Origin of the sequence: Shinella sp. G-2, assembly GCF_050172695.1 — a bacterium.
GTDB lineage: Bacteria > Pseudomonadota > Alphaproteobacteria > Rhizobiales > Rhizobiaceae > Shinella.
Genome location: NZ_JBBEYH010000027.1, coordinates 17,902 through 35,648 on the forward strand (window position 1 = coordinate 17,902; position 17,747 = coordinate 35,648).

At 65.8% G+C, this 17,747-nt stretch carries 19 protein-coding genes; 5 read left to right on the plus strand and 14 right to left on the minus strand.

The features are described from left to right. Positions 1-23: 23 nt before the first annotated feature. The 11 genes from V8U06_RS25035 to V8U06_RS25085 form a co-directional block, all read right to left on the minus strand. Entirely contained in the window at positions 24-1,448 is a 1,425-nt protein-coding gene (locus V8U06_RS25035) for a sensor histidine kinase (RefSeq protein WP_427142993.1), read from the minus strand. Beyond that, positions 1,448-2,131 carry a response regulator transcription factor gene (locus V8U06_RS25040; protein ID WP_226919893.1) on the minus strand — a complete coding sequence of 228 codons (684 nt, stop codon included), beginning with the start codon at positions 2,129-2,131 and terminating at the stop codon, positions 1,448-1,450. The genes V8U06_RS25035 and V8U06_RS25040 overlap by 1 nt, the downstream gene beginning before the upstream one ends. Before the next feature lie 210 nt (positions 2,132-2,341). After that, a complete protein-coding gene (locus tag V8U06_RS25045) occupies positions 2,342-3,904 on the minus strand; it encodes a Do family serine endopeptidase (RefSeq protein ID WP_226919894.1) in 1,563 nt (520 codons plus the stop codon). Between the two features lie 122 nt (positions 3,905-4,026). Next, on the minus strand, positions 4,027-4,485 hold the full coding sequence (locus V8U06_RS25050) for a cytochrome c-type biogenesis protein (protein WP_427142994.1): 459 nt from the start codon (positions 4,483-4,485) through the stop codon (positions 4,027-4,029). Continuing rightward, positions 4,482-6,467, minus strand: coding sequence for a heme lyase CcmF/NrfE family subunit (locus V8U06_RS25055; RefSeq protein ID WP_427142995.1), 1,986 nt, complete (start codon positions 6,465-6,467; stop codon positions 4,482-4,484). Before V8U06_RS25055 ends, V8U06_RS25050 begins: the two co-directional genes overlap by 4 nt. Then, positions 6,464-6,913, minus strand: a complete 450-nt coding sequence (gene ccmE, locus V8U06_RS25060; RefSeq protein ID WP_226919897.1) for a cytochrome c maturation protein CcmE — start codon at positions 6,911-6,913, stop codon at positions 6,464-6,466. The genes V8U06_RS25055 and ccmE overlap by 4 nt, the downstream gene beginning before the upstream one ends. Beyond that, positions 6,910-8,058 (minus strand): c-type cytochrome biogenesis protein CcmI, encoded by a 1,149-nt coding sequence (gene ccmI, locus V8U06_RS25065; RefSeq protein ID WP_427142996.1) that lies wholly within the window; start codon positions 8,056-8,058, stop codon positions 6,910-6,912. Before ccmI ends, ccmE begins: the two co-directional genes overlap by 4 nt. Positions 8,059-8,168: 110 nt before the next feature. Further along, complete coding sequence (locus tag V8U06_RS25070) at positions 8,169-8,597, minus strand: hypothetical protein (protein WP_427142997.1); 429 nt, start codon at positions 8,595-8,597, stop codon at positions 8,169-8,171. Between the two features lie 111 nt (positions 8,598-8,708). Continuing rightward, the gene (locus V8U06_RS25075; RefSeq protein ID WP_427142998.1) at positions 8,709-10,127 is read right to left on the minus strand and encodes an ATP-binding protein; all 1,419 of its coding nucleotides are present in this window, start codon (positions 10,125-10,127) and stop codon (positions 8,709-8,711) included. Next, on the minus strand, positions 10,117-10,788 hold the full coding sequence (locus tag V8U06_RS25080) for a response regulator transcription factor (RefSeq protein ID WP_226919901.1): 672 nt from the start codon (positions 10,786-10,788) through the stop codon (positions 10,117-10,119). Before V8U06_RS25080 ends, V8U06_RS25075 begins: the two co-directional genes overlap by 11 nt. A 67-nt stretch (positions 10,789-10,855) precedes the next feature. Further along, positions 10,856-11,107, minus strand: a complete 252-nt coding sequence (locus V8U06_RS25085; protein WP_226919902.1) for a hypothetical protein — start codon at positions 11,105-11,107, stop codon at positions 10,856-10,858. A gap of 468 nt (positions 11,108-11,575) precedes the next feature. Between V8U06_RS25085 and V8U06_RS25090 the strand changes: the two genes are divergently transcribed. Then, positions 11,576-11,908, plus strand: a complete 333-nt coding sequence (locus V8U06_RS25090) for an MmcQ/YjbR family DNA-binding protein (RefSeq protein ID WP_226919903.1) — start codon at positions 11,576-11,578, stop codon at positions 11,906-11,908. Position 11,909: 1 nt separating this feature from the next. Here the strand turns inward: V8U06_RS25090 and V8U06_RS25095 are convergent, their stop codons facing one another. Further along, positions 11,910-12,395 (minus strand): YcgN family cysteine cluster protein, encoded by a 486-nt coding sequence (locus V8U06_RS25095; protein WP_427142999.1) that lies wholly within the window; start codon positions 12,393-12,395, stop codon positions 11,910-11,912. Positions 12,396-12,586: 191 nt separating this feature from the next. Here V8U06_RS25095 and V8U06_RS25100 point away from each other — a divergent pair, with 191 nt between their 5' ends. Genes V8U06_RS25100 through V8U06_RS25110 form a run of 3 tightly spaced genes read left to right on the plus strand, consistent with a single transcriptional unit; the run spans position 12,587 to position 15,945 of the window. After that, a complete protein-coding gene (locus V8U06_RS25100; RefSeq protein ID WP_427143000.1) occupies positions 12,587-14,776 on the plus strand; it encodes a transglycosylase domain-containing protein in 2,190 nt (729 codons plus the stop codon). A 28-nt stretch (positions 14,777-14,804) separates the two neighbouring features. Then, the gene (locus tag V8U06_RS25105) at positions 14,805-15,398 is read left to right on the plus strand and encodes a DUF1214 domain-containing protein (protein WP_427143001.1); all 594 of its coding nucleotides are present in this window, start codon (positions 14,805-14,807) and stop codon (positions 15,396-15,398) included. Continuing rightward, entirely contained in the window at positions 15,391-15,945 is a 555-nt protein-coding gene (locus tag V8U06_RS25110; RefSeq protein WP_427143002.1) for a DUF1254 domain-containing protein, read from the plus strand. Before V8U06_RS25105 ends, V8U06_RS25110 begins: the two co-directional genes overlap by 8 nt. Before the next feature lie 94 nt (positions 15,946-16,039). Here the strand turns inward: V8U06_RS25110 and V8U06_RS25115 are convergent, their stop codons facing one another. Beyond that, positions 16,040-16,228 carry a hypothetical protein gene (locus V8U06_RS25115; protein WP_427143003.1) on the minus strand — a complete coding sequence of 63 codons (189 nt, stop codon included), beginning with the start codon at positions 16,226-16,228 and terminating at the stop codon, positions 16,040-16,042. Between the two features lie 695 nt (positions 16,229-16,923). Between V8U06_RS25115 and V8U06_RS25120 the strand changes: the two genes are divergently transcribed. Further along, positions 16,924-17,127, plus strand: coding sequence for a hypothetical protein (locus tag V8U06_RS25120; protein ID WP_226919909.1), 204 nt, complete (start codon positions 16,924-16,926; stop codon positions 17,125-17,127). 25 nt (positions 17,128-17,152) lie between these two features. On the opposite strand, the gene V8U06_RS25125 is transcribed toward V8U06_RS25120, so the two are convergent. Next, positions 17,153-17,377 carry a hypothetical protein gene (locus tag V8U06_RS25125; RefSeq protein WP_427143004.1) on the minus strand — a complete coding sequence of 75 codons (225 nt, stop codon included), beginning with the start codon at positions 17,375-17,377 and terminating at the stop codon, positions 17,153-17,155. Positions 17,378-17,747 lie beyond the last annotated feature (370 nt).

A 17,747-nucleotide genomic window follows, 5' to 3' on the forward strand; every position in this document is an offset into this window, starting at 1 on the left:
CCTCGCCGTTTTGACGAGGTGTATCAGTCCGCAGGGATGGGGAAAACCATCCGCACCGTCAGCCCCCGATTGTTTTCCCGTTCGGGATGGGTGGCGTCCAGCTCCAGCCGGCCCTGATGCATCTCCATCACCGCGCCGACCAGCGACAGGCCGAGCCCCGTGCCGGGCTTGGAGCGGCTGGCGTCGAGCCGCACGAAGCGCTTCACCACGTCCTCGCGCTTGTCGTCGGGCACGCCGGGGCCGCTGTCGGCGACCGAAAGCACCACGTCGCCGTCCCGCCTTGCCAGGGTTACGCGGATCTCCGCCTCGCCGCCGCTGCCCTCGGCATATTTGACCGCATTGTCGATGAGGTTGCCCAGCGCCTGGCCGACGAGTTCGCGGTTGCCCTTGATCTCGATGCCGTCGGCGATGTCGGTGACGAGCGTCAGGCCGGCATCCTCGGCCACCGGCTCGTAGAGCTCGGCGCTGTCATGGGCGATGCCGCTGATGTCGATGGCGCGCATTTCGGCCGGGGCCTGCCCCGCCTCGACGCGCGAGATCATCAGGAGCGCGTTGAAGGTGCGGATGAGCTGGTCGGATTCGCCGATCATCTCCTCCAGCGCGCCGCGATGATCGGCTCTCTCGCCGCCGGCCAGCGCCGCCTCCGCCTTGTTGCGCAGGCGCGTCAGCGGGGTCTTCAGGTCATGCGCGATGTTGTCGGAGACCTGCTTCAGCCCCTCGTTCAGCTTCTCGATGCGCCCCAGCATGGTGTTGAGCGATTCCGACAGGCGGTCGAATTCGTCGCCCGAGCCGCTGGTCGGCAGGCGCTGGGAGAGGTCGCCGGCCATGATGCGCTGGCTGGCATCCGACATGCGGTCCATGCGCCGGAGCGCATTGCGGCCGATCAGGTACCAGATGGCGAGTGCGCCGACGCCCATGACGCCGAGCGCCACCATCAGCGCCTGGCGCACCAGCCGGCGGAAATTCTCCGGCTCGCCGAGGTCGCGGCCGACCAGCACGCGCAGCCCGTTGGACAGCACGTTGACCTGCGCATAGGCCATCGGCCGGCTGTTGCCGCGCGCCTCCTCCTGGTAGCGCTGGTAGCGGAAGGGCGTTTCCGTCCAGCCTTCCGTGTCGAGCACGCCGGGCTGGATGGAGGCGACATTGCCGGCCAGCACCTCGCCGGTGGGGCTGGCGATGATGTAGAGATTGGCGCCCGGCTGGCGCGCGCGCCGTTCCAGCGTGCGCAGCAGGCCGTTCATGCCGCTGTTGTCGAAGATGCGCTCGATCTGCTCGCTCTCCTGCCCCACGGCTTCGCGCATCTGCTGTTGCAGCAGGCCTTCCGACATGGAGGAGACGTAGAAGACGAGGAAGGCCGCGCAGGCGGCGAAGAGCAGGAGATAGACCGCGGACAGGCGCACCGCCGTGGTGCGGTAGAGGGCGGTCAGCCGGCCGAGCAAACGCTGCATCAGCCCGCCGCCTCGTCCTTCATCATGTATCCGGCGCCGCGCACGGTGCGCAGCAGCGGCTGGTCGAAATCCTTCTCGATCTTCGAGCGCAGCCGCGAGACATGGACGTCGATGACATTGGTCTGCGGATCGAAATGATAGTCCCAGACATTCTCCAGCAGCATGGTGCGCGTCACCACCTGCCCGGCATTCTTCATGAGATATTCCAAGAGGCGGAATTCGCGCGGCTGGAGGAGGATTTCCCGGCCGGCGCGCTTGACCGTGTGGGAGAGCCGGTCGAGCTCGAGATCGCCGACGCGGTAGACCATGTCCTGCTCGGGCGTGCCCTTGCGGCGGCCGAGCACCTCGATGCGCGCCAGAAGCTCGCTGAAGGCATAGGGCTTGGGCAGGTAGTCGTCGCCGCCGGCGCGAAGGCCCGTCACGCGGTCGTCGACCTGGCCGAGCGCGGAGAGGATCAATACGGGCGTGTGGATGTTGCGGCGGCGCAGTTCCGTGATCAGCGACAGGCCGTCGCGGCGCGGCAGCATGCGGTCGATGACCAGCACGTCGTAGCTGTTCTCGGTGGCGAGGAACAGGCCGCTTTCACCGTCGCTCGCATGGTCGAGCACGATGCCCGCCTCGCGAAAAGCCTTGGAGAGATAGGCTGCCGCCTCCAGATCGTCTTCAACAATCAATATCTTCATCGCACCGACCTTACAGCATGTTCGACGGACCTTGGCTAGAGCGGCGGCGGCGGATGCCGGTTCGCCTGACGATCTCTAGCCTCTTGTTTTTGGCGCATTATCCGGCGCGAAGCGATGCCGCGCCTCCTGAAAGGCTTTCGGGCGCCCGATACGGCAGCGCCGCGAAACCTTTCGATCTCGCGGCGCCCTGGGCAGGGATTACGGAGCCGGTCAGCCCTGGTCGATGGGCAGCGCCAGGAAGCGGCTGCCGTCCTTGGTCTCGATCTGGAACAGCGCCTTGGAGCGGCCGTCCTTGCGGGCGCCCTCGATCACCTTGATCACCTCGTCGGCGGACTTCACGACCTGGTTGTTGACCGAGGTGATGCGGTCGCCTTCCTTGAGGCCGCGATCGCTGGCGTCGGAGTCCGGATCGACGGTGGTGACCGTCAGGCCGTCGTCGCCGGGCGTGACCGAGATGCCGAGATCGGCCAGCGCCTGTTCGCTGCTTTCCTGTTCCGGCGCGGCCTGGTCGGTGCTGGTCGCGGCCTGGATCTGTTCGCCGGCCAGCGTGCCGATCTCGACCGGGATGGTCTGAGCCTTGCCGTCACGCCAGACCGACAGGTCGACCTTCTTGCCGGGTGCGATATCGGCGACGCGGCGGGCAAGGTCACGCGGATCCTTGATCGGGTCGCCGTCGAGCGCCGTGATCACGTCACCCTTCTTGATGCCGGCCTTGGCGCCGGGCGAGTCGGCCTGCGGTTCGACGACGAGCGCGCCAGCGGCATCGGCAAGGCCGAGCGAGTCGGCGATGTCGCGGCTCACCGGCTGGATCTGCACGCCGAGCCAGCCACGGTCGACCTTGCCGTCCTTCATCAGGTCGGCGACGACGCCCTTGGCGACGGAGGCCGGAATGGCGAAGGCGATGCCGACATTGCCGCCCGACGGCGAGAAGATCGCGGTGTTGATGCCGACGACCTGACCGTTGAGGTTGAAGGTCGGGCCACCGGAATTGCCGCGGTTCACGGCGGCGTCCACCTGCAGGTAGTCGTCATAGGGGCCGGAGCCGATGTCGCGGCCGCGGGCCGAGATGATACCGGCCGTCACCGTGCCGCCGAGGCCGAACGGGTTGCCGACGGCCACGACCCAGTCGCCGACGCGGATCTGGCTGTCATCGGCGAAGCTGACATAGGTGAACTTGCGCTTGTCCTTCTCGTCGACCTTCAGCACGGCAAGGTCCGTGCGGCTGTCCTTGCCGACGAGCTTGGCGTCGAGCTCGGTGCCGTCGTTCATGACGACCGTGAAGGCCGAACCGTCATTGACGACGTGGTTGTTGGTGACGATGTAGCCGTCTTCCGAGATGAAGAAGCCGGAGCCCTGCGCGGTCGGGCGCAGATGCGGCTTGCGGCCCGGGCCACGATCGCCGAAGCGGCGATCCGGACCACGGTCGCCATGGAACTGGTCGGGGCCGCCGAATTCACGGAAGAAGCGCTTCAGCGGGTGGTCGTCGGGCAGTTCGTCAAAGCCGCGGCCGCCGAAGTTGAACGAGAAGTTGCTCTCGTCGTTGGCCGGCTTGATGTCGGACTGGACGCGAACGGAGACGACGGCGGGCGAGACAGCCTGCACGACGTCGGCGAAGCTGGCGACCTGGGGCGCCTGGACGGAAACGGCCTCGGCGAAACTTTCGGTGACGCGCGCGGGAATGCCGGTCGCCAGCATGACGGCCGCAAGTCCGGCGACGGTGGACGCCCTGAATACGGTCTTGAGGCCCGGACGGAATGCGGAAATCTTGGACATTCTTAGCACCTTTTCTCTCATCTCATGGCTGCTTTCGGCAACCGATGGGAAAGAGATAGGCCGCTTCACATTACGGCACACTATCCGCCGCATGAATTTTTGGTAATGTTGGGAAATCCCCGTCAGTCCCGCTTCAGCGCGCGGTCCAGCTCGGCCCGTTCGGCCTCGGTGAGCGGCGTTCCCGTCGGCTTTCCGCCGCGCTTGCGCACGAAGAGGACCATCGCCGTCGCGCCCGCGAGAAACAGCACGACGGGCGCGCCCCAGAGCAGCAGCGTCTCGCCGCGCAGGCGCGGATTGAGCAGCACGAACTCGCCGTAGCGCGAGACGACATAGGCGATCACCGCCTCGTCGCTGTCGCCGCTCTTCAGCCGGTCGCGCACGAGGAGCCTGAGGTCCCGGGCGAGTTCCGCGTTGGAATCGTCGATCGACTGGTTCTGGCAGACCATGCAGCGCAGCTCGGCCGAAAGCGCCCTGGCGCGGGCCTCAAGCGCCGGATCGTCGAGCACCTCGTCCGGGTTGACGGCGAAGGCCGGAAAGGCGGCCAGCAGCAGGCCGGCGGCGAGCAGCAGGCGGCGCATCATTCCGCCGCCTCCAGCGCGGGCTTGATCTTGCGCGCCTTCTGCGGCGCCCCGACGCGCAGGCGCCGGTCGAAGAGCGAAACCGCGCCGCCCGCCATCATGATCAGCGCGCCGATCCAGATGCACAGGATCATCGGCTTCCACCAGACGCGCACGACGATGCCGCCGTCGGCCATCGCGTCGCCCAGCGACACATAGAGCTGGCTGAGACCGAAGGTGCGGATGCCCGCCTCCGTCGTCGGCATGCGGCGCGCCGTGTAGAGACGCTTGGAGGACCAGACCTCCGTCACCGTCACGCCGCCGCGCGCCACGGTGAAGTGGCCGGATTCTTCCGAATAGTTCGGCCCCTGCCCGCGGCGCATGCCATCGAAGGTCAGCACGTAGCCGCCCGCCTCGACCTGCATGCCGGGCTTCATTTCCACGACATGCTCGGTCTCGAAGGCGGTGACCGCGATGACGCCGATGACCGTGACGCCGATGCCGATATGGGCGAGCGCCGTGCCGAAGGCCGAGCCCGGCAGGCCGATGAGCCGGCGCACGGCGACATTGCCCTTGACCTTGCCGATGCCGGCCCGCAGCGCGAGGTCCGTCACCGCGCCGGCGATCATGTAGAAGCCGATGGCGATGCCGAAATAGGCGAGCACCGGCCCGCCGCCATGCATGTACATCACCGCCGCCGCGACGACGAGGCCGGCGGCGACGGCCGCGAACAGCCGCTGCCCGGCGGCGAACACATCGCCGCGCTTCCAGGCGAGCAGCGGCCCGAAGGGCACGGCCAGCAGCAGCGGCAGCATCAAAAGGCCGAAGGTGAGGTTGAAGAAGGGCGGGCCGACCGAGATCTTCTCGCCCGTCAGCGCTTCCAGCACCAGCGGATAGAGTGTGCCGGTCAGCACGGTCGCCGCCGCCGTCGTCAGGATCAGGTTGTTGAGGACGAGCGCGCCTTCGCGCGAGATCGGCGCGAAGAGCCCGCCGGCCTTCAGCGTCGCGGCGCGGAAGGCGAAGAGCGACAGCGCCCCGCCGATGAAGAAGACGAGGATGGCGAGGATGAAGACGCCGCGCGTCGGGTCGGTCGCGAAGGCATGCACCGAGGTCAGCACGCCCGAGCGCACCAGGAAGGTGCCGAGCAGCGACATGGAGAAGGTGAGGATCGCCAGCAGCACGGTCCAGATCTTCAGCGCCTCGCGCTTTTCCATGACGAGCGCCGAGTGCAGGAGCGCCGTGCCGGCGAGCCAGGGAATGAAGGAGGCGTTTTCCACCGGATCCCAGAACCACCAGCCGCCCCAGCCGAGTTCGTAATAGGCCCAGTAGGAGCCCATGGCGATGCCAGCGGTGAGGAAGCTCCAGGCGGCGAGCGTCCAGGGCCGCACCCAGCGCGCCCAGGCCGCGTCGATCCGCCCCTCGATCAGCGCCGCGATGGCGAAGGAGAAACAGACGGAGAAGCCGACATAGCCGAGATAGAGCAGCGGCGGATGGATGGCGAGGCCGACGTCCTGCAGCACCGGATTGAGGTCCCGCCCCTCGGCGGGGGCCGGGGCAAGGCGCAGGAAGGGATTGGACGTGAGCAGGATGAACAGCGCGAAGGCGGTGGAGATGAGGCCCTGCACGGCCAGCACATTAGCCCGCAGCCGCTCCGGCAGGTTGGTGCCGAAGGTCGCGACCAGCGCGCTGAAGAAGACGAGGATGAGGAGCCAGAGCATCATCGAGCCCTCGTGGTTCCCCCACACGCCCGAGATCTTGTAGATCATCGGCTTCAACGAATGGGAATTCTCCCAGACATTGGCGACCGAGAAGTCGGAGACGACATAGGCGAATGTCAGCACCGAGAAGGAGAACAGCACCAGCAGGAAACCGGCAAGGGCCGCGGCGGGGGCCACGGCCATCAGCGAGCGGTCGTTCCTGACGGTGCCGACCAGCGGCAGCAGCGACTGGATGACGACCGTCGCCAGCGCCAGAACCAGGGCGTAATGTCCAAGCTCGATGATCATTTGATCGTTTCCTTGCCGGAGAGTTCGACGCCCTGCGCCTTCAGGCGATCGGCCACGTCCTTGGGCATGTAGGTCTCGTCATGCTTGGCGAGCACCGTGTCGGCGACGAAGAGCCCGTCCGTGCCGAAGGCGCCCTCGGCCACCACGCCCTGCCCCTCGCGGAAGAGGTCCGGCAGGATGCCCGTATAGGTCACCGGCACGGTGGACAGCGTGTCCGTCACGGTGAAGGTCACGGTCGAGCCGTCGCCGCGCTTGACCGTGCCGTTCTCGACGAGGCCGCCGAGGCGGATGCGCGTGCCCGGCGGCACATTGGCCTTGGCGAGATCGCCAGGCACGTAGAAATAGGCGATGGACTGGCTGAAGGCGAACATGACGAGCAGCACCGCCGCCACGAGGAAGGCGACGCCGCCACCGATCACTGCCAGACGTTTCTGTTTGCGTGTCATTGTCCGCTGCCCTCAGCCGAAATCGATAGGTCCCGGGCCAATGCCAGAAGCTGCTTGCCGTTCTCGCTGTCCGCCGGGAAGGTCTTGAGCGCAGCCTGTAGCGCCGCCTGCGCCTTCGGCCTTTGATCCAGCACAACATAGGAACGGATGATGCGCATCCATCCTTCGAAATTGTCGGGATTTTCCTCGAGCTTCGCCGCAAGCCCCTCGACCATGCCGGCGATCATCTGCTGACGGTCGCCCGCCGACAGGTCTTCCGCCGCCGCGACGTCGCCGGCGGTGGGATTGCCGAGCTGCCCCGCCGTCTCGCCGCCCTCGCCACCTGGGCCGTCAGCAAGTCCGGCAATGTGCTGGTTGACCAGCGGCAGCCACGGCGCGCCGGCCGGCGCTTCCTTCGCCAAGGCCTCGAAGGCGGCGCGCGCCTCGGGCTTCCTGCCTTCCTGCTCCAGCGCCAGCGCGAGATAGAACTTGGCGCGCGCATTGTCGGCCTTCAGCGCCAGCGACTGTTCGAGCTGCTTGCGCGCCTCCGTCGTGACGATGCCGTTGGCGAGCGCGATCAGGGTTTCCGCATGGCCGTCGAGCCGTTCGGTGTTCGGCCCCAGAATGCGGATCGCCTGCGCGAAGGCGTTCGCCGCATCCTCCATCCGGCCGCTGCGATAATAGATCGGCGCGAGAAGATCCCAGCCCGCCCCGTCATCCGGGTTGCGGGCCAGATGCGTTTCGGCGCGTGCGATCAGGATGCTGATGTCGTTGCCGGGATTGGCGAGGCGCTCGGCGAGCGGCTGGGCCGGAAGATCCGGCCGGCCGGTCGCAATGTAGAGACAGAGGCCGATGGCGGGGAGCACGACGATGACGAAGGCCTGCGCCAGCCGGTTGCGGCGCTCGGCCGGGCTTGCCCTGCCCTTCGCTTCCGCCTTGCTGGCGGCGATCAGGCGGCGCGCGACCTCCGCGCGGGCAAGCTCCGCCTCATGGGCGCCGATGAGCCCGGTCGCCTCGTCGCGCTCCAGCTCCTCGAGCTGGTCGCGGTAGACCTCCACGTCATGGCTGGCGTCGTCCGCGGCCGCCGCAGGGCGCCGCAGCAGGGGAAGGAGCAGGACGGCGGCGACGGCTGCCGTCAGAATGGCGACAAGAATCCAGAAAAGCATGATCGTTCAAATACTGGAACGCTGAGCGCTTTCCAATTCCCCTGGGAACAATGACGCGAATTTGAGGCGTTTCGCCGCAACCGCCGGAAAATCAGGCCGGACGATAAAAATCAGGAGAGCGGCGCCCAGGCGCCGTCCGCGTTGCGGCAGGCAGCTCCGCGCGTCACGGTATCGCGCCCCTCGAGCGTCAGCGTGTGGCTGTACTGCCGGCAGTTCTGCGAGCCGACCTGATAGGGGGCCGCCGCGACGACGGAGCCGGTGACGCCCTTGCCTTCCCAGACGACCGGCTGGCCGCCGGGCGCGGCTTCCAGCGCGCGGTATTCCGCTTCCAGCGCCCGCTGCATGTCCGCCTTGGAAAGCTGCGTGGCCGTGTTGCGGCTGATCAGCCCGCCCTGCAGGGCGGTGATATAGAGGGCAGCGCCCTTCGGGCCGGCAACGGCGGCACCGGCCGCACCCTTGCCGGATGTGGTCGTGCATCCCGAAACTGTCGCTAGTGCCAGAAGGAGGGGGAAAAAGGCGCCGCGCAAACCCGTCTTCATCCGCTGGGACCGTCTCTCTTCACGCAAGGGCAGCGGCAAGCCGCGCCGAAATTCGTCAATCCCGCAATCCTCATTATCGCGGGCTTCTCCCTTGTTGCATTGTCCGCCCTCTCAGGCAACATCCTTTGTGACGGCCGGCAGGACGAGCCGCGCCAGGAGCCCGCCGCGCGGTCCGCGCGACAGCCCGAAGGTGCCCTGGTATTCGGAGGCGATCTCGCTGACGATGGACAGGCCGAGGCCGGTGCCCGGCTTGCTTTCGTCGAGCCGCTTGCCGCGCTTCATCGCCTCGCGGATCTGGTCGGCTTCGAGGCCCGGCCCGTCGTCCTCCACCTCGATCACGATCCAGGCCTTGCGCGCATCGTCGCTGCCGCGAATCTCGGCCGGCGCGGCGAAGGCATTGATCGAGACCGCCGTGCGGGCGTAGCGCGCGGCGTTTTCCAGAAGGTTGCCCACCGTCTCCTCGACGTCCTGCTGCTCCATGGCCAGCACCAGGCCCGGCGGATCGACCGCAAGCGGGAACTGCTTGTCGGCGTTCAGCCGCCGCATCACACGCACCAGCCGCTCCAGCACGGGCTGGGTCTCGGTGCGGGCCAGCACCGATTCGCGCTGGGCGGCGATGCGGGCGCGGTTGAGATAGGACTGCACCTGGCTCTGCATCGCCTCGGCCTGCGTCTTCACCAACTCGCCCTGCGGGACGGGGATGAGGCGCGATTCGTTGAGCAGCACCGCGATCGGCGTCTTCAGCGAATGGGCGAGATTGCCGACCTGCATGCGCGCGCGCTCGACGATGCGCCGGTTGCTGTCGATCAGTGCGTTCACTTCGCTCGCCAGAGGCAGGATTTCCCTTGGAAAATCCCCGTCGAGCTGTTCGCTCTCGCCGGCGCGAATCTTCTCCAGCGCCTTGCGCGCCCGGTCGAGCGGGCGAAGGCCGATGAGGATCGCCGCCGCGTTGAGCAGCAGGCTGCCGACGCCGAAGCCGGCAAGCGCGAGATAGAGACTGCCGGAGAAATCGTCGATGTCCTTCTCCAGGACGTCGCGGTTGCCGACGACGCGGAAGCGCGCCGTGCGGCCCTCGTCGTCCAGCACCACTTCCGTCTCGCCCACCTCCACCTCGTTGCCGAAGGAATCGATGGTCGTATAGAAACGCTCATAGCGCGTGTCGAAGGGAATGCTGTCCGTGTCGGGGATCGGAATGCTGCCGGTGCCGAGCGAGGAGGAGGTCAGCGCCTCGCCTTCCAGCGCCCCGCCGATCGGCTCGACGATCCAGTACCAGCCCGATTGCGGCTGGAAGAAGCGGAGGTCGCCGAGCTGCGGCGTGCCGGCAAGCCGCGTGTTCTCGCCCGCCGAAACGGTGTTGATGACGTTGTAGAGCTGAGCCCGCAGAAGATCGCGGAAACTCCGCTCCGCGCTCTGCCTATAGAGCGTGGAAATGACGACGGCGATGACGACGAGCGCCACCGCGGCCCAGAGGGAGGCGAGGAAGAGGACGCGGAAGGTGAGCGAGCGGGAGCGCCTGGCCTTATTTTCCATTGGCCGGCGCTTGCATCCGGTAGCCGAGGCCGCGCACGGTCTCGATCAGGTCGACGCCGATCTTCTTGCGCAACCGCCCGACGAAGACCTCGATCGTGTTGGAATCGCGGTCGAAGTCCTGGTCGTACATGTGTTCCACCAGCTCGGTGCGCGAGACGACCTCGCCCATATGGTGCATGAGGTAGGAGAGGAGCCGGTATTCGTGCGAGGTCAGCTTCAGCGTCTCGCCGTTGACGGTCGCCTTGGAGCCCTTGGTATCGAGCCGCACCGGCCCGCAGACGATGTCGGGGCTGGCATGGCCGGCCGCGCGGCGGATGAGCGCGCGGATGCGCGCCAGCACCTCTTCGACATGGAAGGGCTTTGCCACATAGTCGTCGGCCCCGGCGTCGATGCCGGCGACCTTGTCGCTCCAGCGGTCGCGGGCCGTCAGGATGAGCACGGGCATGGCCTTGCCGTCGGCGCGCCACTTTTCGAGCACGGTGATGCCGTCCATCTCGGGCAGGCCGATATCGAGGATGATGGCGTCATAGGGTTCGGTGTCGCCGAGATAATGGCCTTCCTCACCGTCGAAGGCCTGGTCCACCACGTAGCCCGCTTCCTTCAGCGCCTCGCTCAGTTGCCGGCTCAGGTTGACGTCGTCCTCGACCACCAGGATGCGCATTCGCCCTCTTCCTATCTGCTATCTTGCCTGCCCGTATCGCCTGTCCGTCCGACCTGTCCCTCGGGCCTTACATCGGCACGCGGACGGTCACCTTGCGCGGGCGCGCATTGCCATTGCCGGGCACCAGCACGGTCACCACGCAGCTATCCCCATCCGGCTTGGCGGAGAGAAGCTCGCCGCCGGTCTGGGACACCACCTGCGCGGCCGCATTGCTGCAGTCGCCGGAAACCGTGACGACATCCCGCGCGATGCCCGTATCTACGGGCGCCGGGAGCATCAGGCTGGCCGCAAGCGCGGATATGAGAAGTGGCGAAGCCATGAACTTACTTTCAGGTGCGGATCATTCTGATGCAAGCAATAAACGATCCACGCTGAATGGCAAATGAATGCCCGAACGAACCCCGGCGACGCGCGCATGCCGTGGCGGCATCGAAGGTCAGGCCTTGTTAAACCTTTCAGATTATTATGGAAATCGGAAGACATCGACCAGAATGAGCAAAAACGCGCCGGTTCACGCAGGGTCGGGCGACGGCAATCGTCGAGTCTTTTGAATCCCTTGGCCGGTTCTGCTCGAAGACCGATTCAACGCCTTCACACGGTGAATCCGGCTGACGGCAAAGCGATTCATGTTTCTCCGTCATGCCGCTGATTTCATGGCTGAATTTCAGAGCCGCGCCCGCGCCGCGCGAGAACGGCCTTTCGCCTGCTCCCCATATGCCGACCATGCCGGCCGCCGCGCCTTCCCCTCTCCTTTTCTGCCGCCGCGTTCGGTGTTACGCTTGCCCGCATGATATCCGACGACCTCGCCACCATGGCGCTCGGCATGCCCGAGGCGCGCGAGAGTGCCCATTTCGGAAAGCGCGATTTCCGGGTGGGCGAGCGGATCTTCATGTCCCTGCCGGAGGCCGGCCGCGCGGTGCTCAAGCTGACGCCCGGTCAGCAGCTCCTGGTGCTGGAGACCGATCCGGGCCTCTGCGCGCCGGTGCCCGGCGGCTGGGGCCTCAAGGGCTGGACCTCGCTCTATTTCGACGGGGCGGACGGCGAGCGGGTGCGCGATCTCATCGGCATCGCCTGGCGCAACGTGGCGCCGAAGAAGCTCGTCACGGCGAGCCTCCACTAACCTATTTCTCTTCGCCCACTTCCAGCGGCCAGGTCACGAGATAGTCCTCGTAGTCCTCGAGATCGATGCCCTCTTCGCTGACCGTGCGCCCGCGCGCGGAAATGCCGGCCTGGTGCACGGTGTCGGGGTCGCCCGAGACCAGCGGATGCCACCAGTAGAGGTCATGCCCGTTGCGGATGAGCCGGTAGCCGCAGGTCGGCGGCAGCCAGGAGATTTCCGAGACGCTTTCGACGGTCAGGCGAATGCAGTCCGGCACGGTCGCCTGCCGGTTCTCGTAGTCCGAGCAGCGACAGCTTTCCCCGTCCAGCAGCACGCAGCGGATCGAGGTCCAGGCAATCTCGCCCGTCTCCCAGTCCTCCAGCTTGTTGAGGCAACAGAGCCCGCAGCCGTCGCACAGGCTCTCCCACTCCGCGTCGTTCATCTCGGCGAGCGTCTTGGTCTTCCAGAACGGCAGGTCGCCGGGCATTTCCGCAGTCTTCGTCGTCATGTCCGACCCCTGAACCCCTTGGCCGCAAAGGTCAAGGGCCCCGGCCGGTAACCCTTCCCCGCAAATTCCGTGTCTCTGCCCTCAAAAGGCTGATATCGTGCCCGAGGAACCGCCGGAATAACCGCCAGAATAACGGATGGTGAGAGGACGTTAACCGGGGACAGGCAGTGTCACGCCGCCGAACCCCGGGAATGCAAGAGACCGCGATCGTGGAAGACGACAGCCCGAAGCCCGAAACGCCCCGCCGCCGCAAGCGGCATATCTTCCTGCGCATCGATTCCTGGATCGACTCCACGGTCTGGAACGCCGGTTTCCGTGCGGCCGAGATCTGGGAGGAGATCACCATCTTCTTCCGCCGCTTCCAGGTGAAGGGCTGGAAGAAAGCCGTCTTCGAACTCGCCGGCGAAGGCATGAACCTCGGCACGGCCGGCTTCGTGCTGCTGCTCGCCCTTGCCCTGCCCGCCTTCGAGGAGACCAAGGGAAACTGGCGCGCCCAGAGCGATTTCGCCGTCACCTTCCTCGACCGCTACGGCAACGAGATCGGCCATCGCGGCATCATCCACGAGGATTCCGTCCCGATCGACGAATTGCCCGACCACCTCATCAAGGCGGTGCTGGCGACGGAGGACCGCCGCTTCTTCAGCCATTTCGGCATCGACTTCCTCGGCCTTGCCCGCGCCATGAACGAGAATGCGCGCGCCGGCGGCGTCGTGCAGGGCGGCTCCACGCTGACCCAGCAGCTCGCCAAGAACCTGTTCCTGTCGAACGAGCGCACCATCGAGCGCAAGATCAAGGAGGCGTTCCTCGCCCTGTGGCTGGAAGCGAACCTCTCCAAGAAGGAGATCCTGCGCCTTTATCTCGACCGCGCCTATATGGGCGGCGGCACCTTCGGCGCGGCGGCGGCGGCGCAGTTCTATTTCGGCAAGAACGTCACCGACGTAAACCTTGCCGAATCCGCCATGCTCGCCGGCCTCTTCAAGGCCCCGGCCCGCTATGCCCCGCATGTCAACCTGCCGGCCGCGCGCGCCCGCGCCAACGAGGTGCTGACCAATCTCGTGCAGGGCGGGCTGATGACCGAGGGCCAGGTGATAGCCGCGCGGCGCAACCCCGCGACCGTCATCGACCGCAACGAGAAGACCGCGCCGGACTTCTTCCTCGACTGGGCCTTCGACGAGGTGCAGCGCATCGCAAAGCCCTTCTCCCAGCATTCTCTCGTCGTGCGCACGACCATCGACATGGGCCTGCAGGCCGCCGCCGAGGAGGCGGTGGAAAGCGGCCTTCGCCAGTATGGCGAGAGCTACCGCGTCAAGCAGGGCGCGCTCGTGATGGTGGAAAACGGCGGGGCGGTGCGGGCCATGGTCGGCGGGCGCGACTACGGCGAAAGCCAGTTCAACCGCGCGACGCGGGCGCTGCGCCAGCCGGGTTCCTCCTTCAAGGCCTATACCTATGCGGCGGCCATGGAGTCGGGCATGACGCCGCAGACGACCATCGTCGACGCCCCGATCAGCTGGGGCGGCTGGTCGCCGCAGAACTACGGCCGCAGCTATGCCGGGCGCATGACGCTGATGACGGCGATGGCCAAATCCATCAACACCGTGCCGGTGCGCCTTGCCAAGGACAAGCTCGGCACGAAGACCATCGCCGCGCTCGCCAAGCAGATGGGCGTCGAGACGCCGCTGCGCACCGACAAGACCATGCCGCTCGGCACCTCCGAGGTCACCGTGCTCGACCAGGCCACCGCCTATGCCGTCTTCCCGGCCGGCGGCGTGCAGTCGCGCCGCCACGGCATCAGCCAGATCATCAATTACGACGGCGACATTCTCTACGATTTCGGCCGCGACGAGGCGCCTGCCGGCCGGATCCTCTCGGAAACGGCCAATGCCTCGATGAACCAGATCTTCGTCACCATTCCGGTGAACGGCACGGCGCGCCGCGGCGCGCTCGACCGCGGCATCGTCTCGGGCGGCAAGACGGGCACGACCCAGGCCTATCGCGACGCCTGGTATGTCGGCTTCACCGGCAACTACACGACCGCCGTCTGGTTCGGCAACGACGACTATACCTCGACCAACAACATGACCGGCGGCTCCCTGCCCGCCATGACCTTCAAGCGCCTGATGGACTATGCCCACCAGGGCATCGAGCTGCGCGCCATTCCCGGCATCGAGAACCCGCTGCCCGACGGCACGAAGGCGACGGAGGTCGCCGAAAAGCCCGACGACGAGAACCCCCTGCCCGCGCTGGTGCGCCCGCGTTCGCTCTCGGCCGACGTCACGAAGCTCCTGAAGGAGGTCGGCCGCGCGCTCGGCGAAGCCAAGCCGCTGAAGGCCGATGGCCGCGTGGCCGCGCTTGACGCGGCTCAAGCGAAGCGGACAGAGTGACGCAAAGCTGATTCCAACGGTCGATCCCTTGTTCCGAACGCCCCTCGTCATCGCCACAGCGCTCGCCGTCGCCTTCGGCCTCGGCATCCTGAGCTCGGTCTATGCACTGCGGGCGACCGTGGGCTTCGGCGCCATCGCGCTCGGCCCCTGGACCTCCTTCCCCACGGCCCAGACCATCGACGCCGATCCCTACGCCAAAGCCCACCGCGCGCGCGACGGACGGCTGCTGCTCGGCGGGGCGGAAGGTCTCACCTTCACCGCCGCCACCGACAGCGACAACCGCACGCTGGTGGAAAACTGCCGCTACGAGATAACGGGCATCACGCCGCCTGCCCGCCTGTGGACGCTGCATGCGGCCGACCGCAACGGCAATCCGCTGAAGGGCGCACGGCCGGACCTGCCGACGGGCCTCAACGCCTGGTCGGTGCTGCGCGGGGCCGACAGCGCCTTCTCCATCCGCATCGCCTCCACCGCGACGCCCGGCAACTGGCTGGCGGTGCCGGAGGGCACGGCGCCCTTCCTGCTCGTCATGACGCTGCTCGACACGCCCACCGCCGGCAGCTCCGGCGTCATCGACCTTGCCATGCCCGGCATCAAGCGCCTGGACTGCGCCGATGCGTAGTGTCCTCTACGCCATCGCGGTCGGCCTCATCGGCGCGGCGCTGCTGCACATCGTCATCATCCTGTCGCTGCCGAGCTTCACCGGACGCGATGCCTATACACGCGTGCAGACCTTCGGCGAGGCGAACCGCTTCTTCCCGCTGGCCAATGCCGGCGGCGACACGCTGGCGCCGATCAACGACGACCCGGCCATGAAGACCGCCGTCTGCGCCTTCTCGGTGGAAAACGGCCCGATCCGCCTCTTTGCGCAGGGCGACGTGCCCTTCTGGTCGCTCGCGGTCTATGACGGCGACTCCAACGAGGTCTTCAGCATGAACGACCGCACCTCGGTTTCCGGCGCGCTCGACACGCTGGTCGCAACGCCCATCCAGCTCATCGGCATCCGCAAGGCCGTGCCGCCCGAACTGGAACAGTCCATTCTGGTGGAGATGCGGGGAGAAGAAGGCTACGCCGTGCTGCGCACCTTCGTGCCCACGGAAAGCCGCCTGGAGGCGGCGACGGGCTTCCTTGCCGATGCAAGCTGCGAGCCCTTCACGCCCGAGCCATAAACGGCCCTTCAGCGCGTCGTGTCATCATGTGCCCGTCCATCCAGGGACGCGCCGATGCCATCCTCCGATCGCCGCTGCGCAGCGATCGGAATGCCTAGGGACGCCTGGCCGTATCGGAGACGCCGCGCTTGACCGCCTTGCCGCGCGGCGAAAGCATCGCGGGCGTCAGGCGCTCGTAGCGCACTCCGGTGAAAAGCAATATCTGCGCCGGTCCATCCCGGCGAACGGGCTCACGCCTTGGCGTTCGCGCCATCCATTCCTGCAATCGTACCACGTCTGCCATTCTCGCCTCCTGATGAAGAATCGAGACGGATGAAGCACTCCTACAAATCTCACCCTGCCCGCTTGAACGGGCCGGTGCATCCGGTTCCGTCACCCGGACGCGATAGGAGCAATGTCATCCCTGTCGCATACGGGTGGAAAACGGCGATACGGGCCAGAAGTTTCCCTGTCACGGGAAGTTGTCTGGTGGCCGCCCGGCATCCGGAACATCGCACCTTTCCCTGTAAAACGGCCCCTCACCTGTCGGCGAAGCACCGCTTCCATGGTCGAATCATAGCACGTCCACCGCAATAGACGAGCCGAACCATGCCCCCAAAATTAGCGAGGATCGGGTTAACATGCTGTTAATCTTACGCTGCCTCGACGACAAAAGCTGTTTCCGGGGGAACAGGTTTCCCGCCCCCCGGCCACGCCTGCGCCAGACATGTCCGGGCGCCCGCCGGACACCTGCACGGGACACGTAAAAACAGTGAATATGTTAAGGAAAAAACAATTTAGGCGGGCATTCGTTTCGCACAGTGAAACGTTTTCCAGCGAGGGGATAGGACCACTGAAGGAATTGGTATTCCTGCCGAAGGCGCGCTATTTTTGAAAATTCGTAATCGATAAAATTATCGATACCTCTTGCACGGCAGAGTTGACTTACACCCGAAAGTAGAAGAGCATAACTTTGAAATTTGCTGGCGGATTGAGCAGATGCCCCATCGCACGAAGGACGAAGCGCAGCTTAGAATGGCCATCGGCGTGACCAAGGTCAGCCGGCTTCAGGGCCAGAGCGCAGCGGAAGGGTTGCAAGCACTCAAGGAACACCTGGCCAATGTCAGAGCCTTGGAATGCTCGCAATCATCCCCTGATGCAGCGGAATCCGAGCCAGTGGAACCGCTTCGGCAGATAGAATAGCCTTCCGTCGGAACGTATGCTGGTTCTAACTGCGCAACGCGGTTGCCTGCCGCGCCGTTTCGGCCTCGTAGCTGCCGACATCGATGTCCATCGAGTGCGTCGCGGCCATCTCGATCATATAGGCAAGCTGCCAGTCGATCTCATCGGCCTGTTCCTTGAGCTGGCGCAACATCTGCGTGATGTAGCTTGCGCCCGGCAGGTTCGACCGTCTGGTCTTGGGAAAAACGACTTTCTTTGCATTTTCACGCATTTCAGTACCCCCGGTGTAGTAAGTGGTATCCTGCAACCTCAACGATACTACAAGCGCCACTCTCAGCAATCCCAATTAATAAATGATGAATATTTACACGCCATATGAGAAATTCTCAACGGATACAACCGATTGTAAACGCGCGTTTTGACGATCGTTAACAAAACCCTATCCCCTTCGCATGTTAAGAATTGCGTCGCGAACGGCCGCCAGGTTGTATCTTCCTGAGACGGCGCATCGCCTGCAAAACAGGCTTTCCCCACCCCGCTCCTATCGTGCCCGGCCTTTGCAACCCAAACGGCACTTCCTTGTAAACATTGCGGTTTCCGCGCGAGCAAGGTTAACGGCTCGCTAAGGTTTTTCCTCTACT

Coding starts and splice junctions, on each gene's coding strand:
- ccmE (WP_226919897.1), bottom strand. CDS start 6,913: ATGACACGCAAACAGAAACGTCTGGCAGTGATCGGTGGCGGCGTCGCC.
- V8U06_RS25125 (WP_427143004.1), bottom strand. CDS start 17,377: ATGCGTGAAAATGCAAAGAAAGTCGTTTTTCCCAAGACCAGACGGTCG.
- V8U06_RS25070 (WP_427142997.1), bottom strand. CDS start 8,597: ATGAAGACGGGTTTGCGCGGCGCCTTTTTCCCCCTCCTTCTGGCACTA.
- V8U06_RS25110 (WP_427143002.1), top strand. CDS start 15,391: ATGCGTAGTGTCCTCTACGCCATCGCGGTCGGCCTCATCGGCGCGGCG.
- V8U06_RS25090 (WP_226919903.1), top strand. CDS start 11,576: ATGATATCCGACGACCTCGCCACCATGGCGCTCGGCATGCCCGAGGCG.
- V8U06_RS25040 (WP_226919893.1), bottom strand. CDS start 2,131: ATGAAGATATTGATTGTTGAAGACGATCTGGAGGCGGCAGCCTATCTC.
- V8U06_RS25100 (WP_427143000.1), top strand. CDS start 12,587: ATGCAAGAGACCGCGATCGTGGAAGACGACAGCCCGAAGCCCGAAACG.
- V8U06_RS25120 (WP_226919909.1), top strand. CDS start 16,924: ATGCCCCATCGCACGAAGGACGAAGCGCAGCTTAGAATGGCCATCGGC.
- V8U06_RS25050 (WP_427142994.1), bottom strand. CDS start 4,485: ATGATGCGCCGCCTGCTGCTCGCCGCCGGCCTGCTGCTGGCCGCCTTT.
- V8U06_RS25080 (WP_226919901.1), bottom strand. CDS start 10,788: ATGCGCATCCTGGTGGTCGAGGACGACGTCAACCTGAGCCGGCAACTG.
- ccmI (WP_427142996.1), bottom strand. CDS start 8,058: ATGCTTTTCTGGATTCTTGTCGCCATTCTGACGGCAGCCGTCGCCGCC.
- V8U06_RS25115 (WP_427143003.1), bottom strand. CDS start 16,228: ATGGCAGACGTGGTACGATTGCAGGAATGGATGGCGCGAACGCCAAGG.
- V8U06_RS25055 (WP_427142995.1), bottom strand. CDS start 6,467: ATGATCATCGAGCTTGGACATTACGCCCTGGTTCTGGCGCTGGCGACG.
- V8U06_RS25075 (WP_427142998.1), bottom strand. CDS start 10,127: ATGGAAAATAAGGCCAGGCGCTCCCGCTCGCTCACCTTCCGCGTCCTC.
- V8U06_RS25085 (WP_226919902.1), bottom strand. CDS start 11,107: ATGGCTTCGCCACTTCTCATATCCGCGCTTGCGGCCAGCCTGATGCTC.
- V8U06_RS25045 (WP_226919894.1), bottom strand. CDS start 3,904: ATGTCCAAGATTTCCGCATTCCGTCCGGGCCTCAAGACCGTATTCAGG.
- V8U06_RS25095 (WP_427142999.1), bottom strand. CDS start 12,395: ATGACGACGAAGACTGCGGAAATGCCCGGCGACCTGCCGTTCTGGAAG.
- V8U06_RS25035 (WP_427142993.1), bottom strand. CDS start 1,448: ATGCAGCGTTTGCTCGGCCGGCTGACCGCCCTCTACCGCACCACGGCG.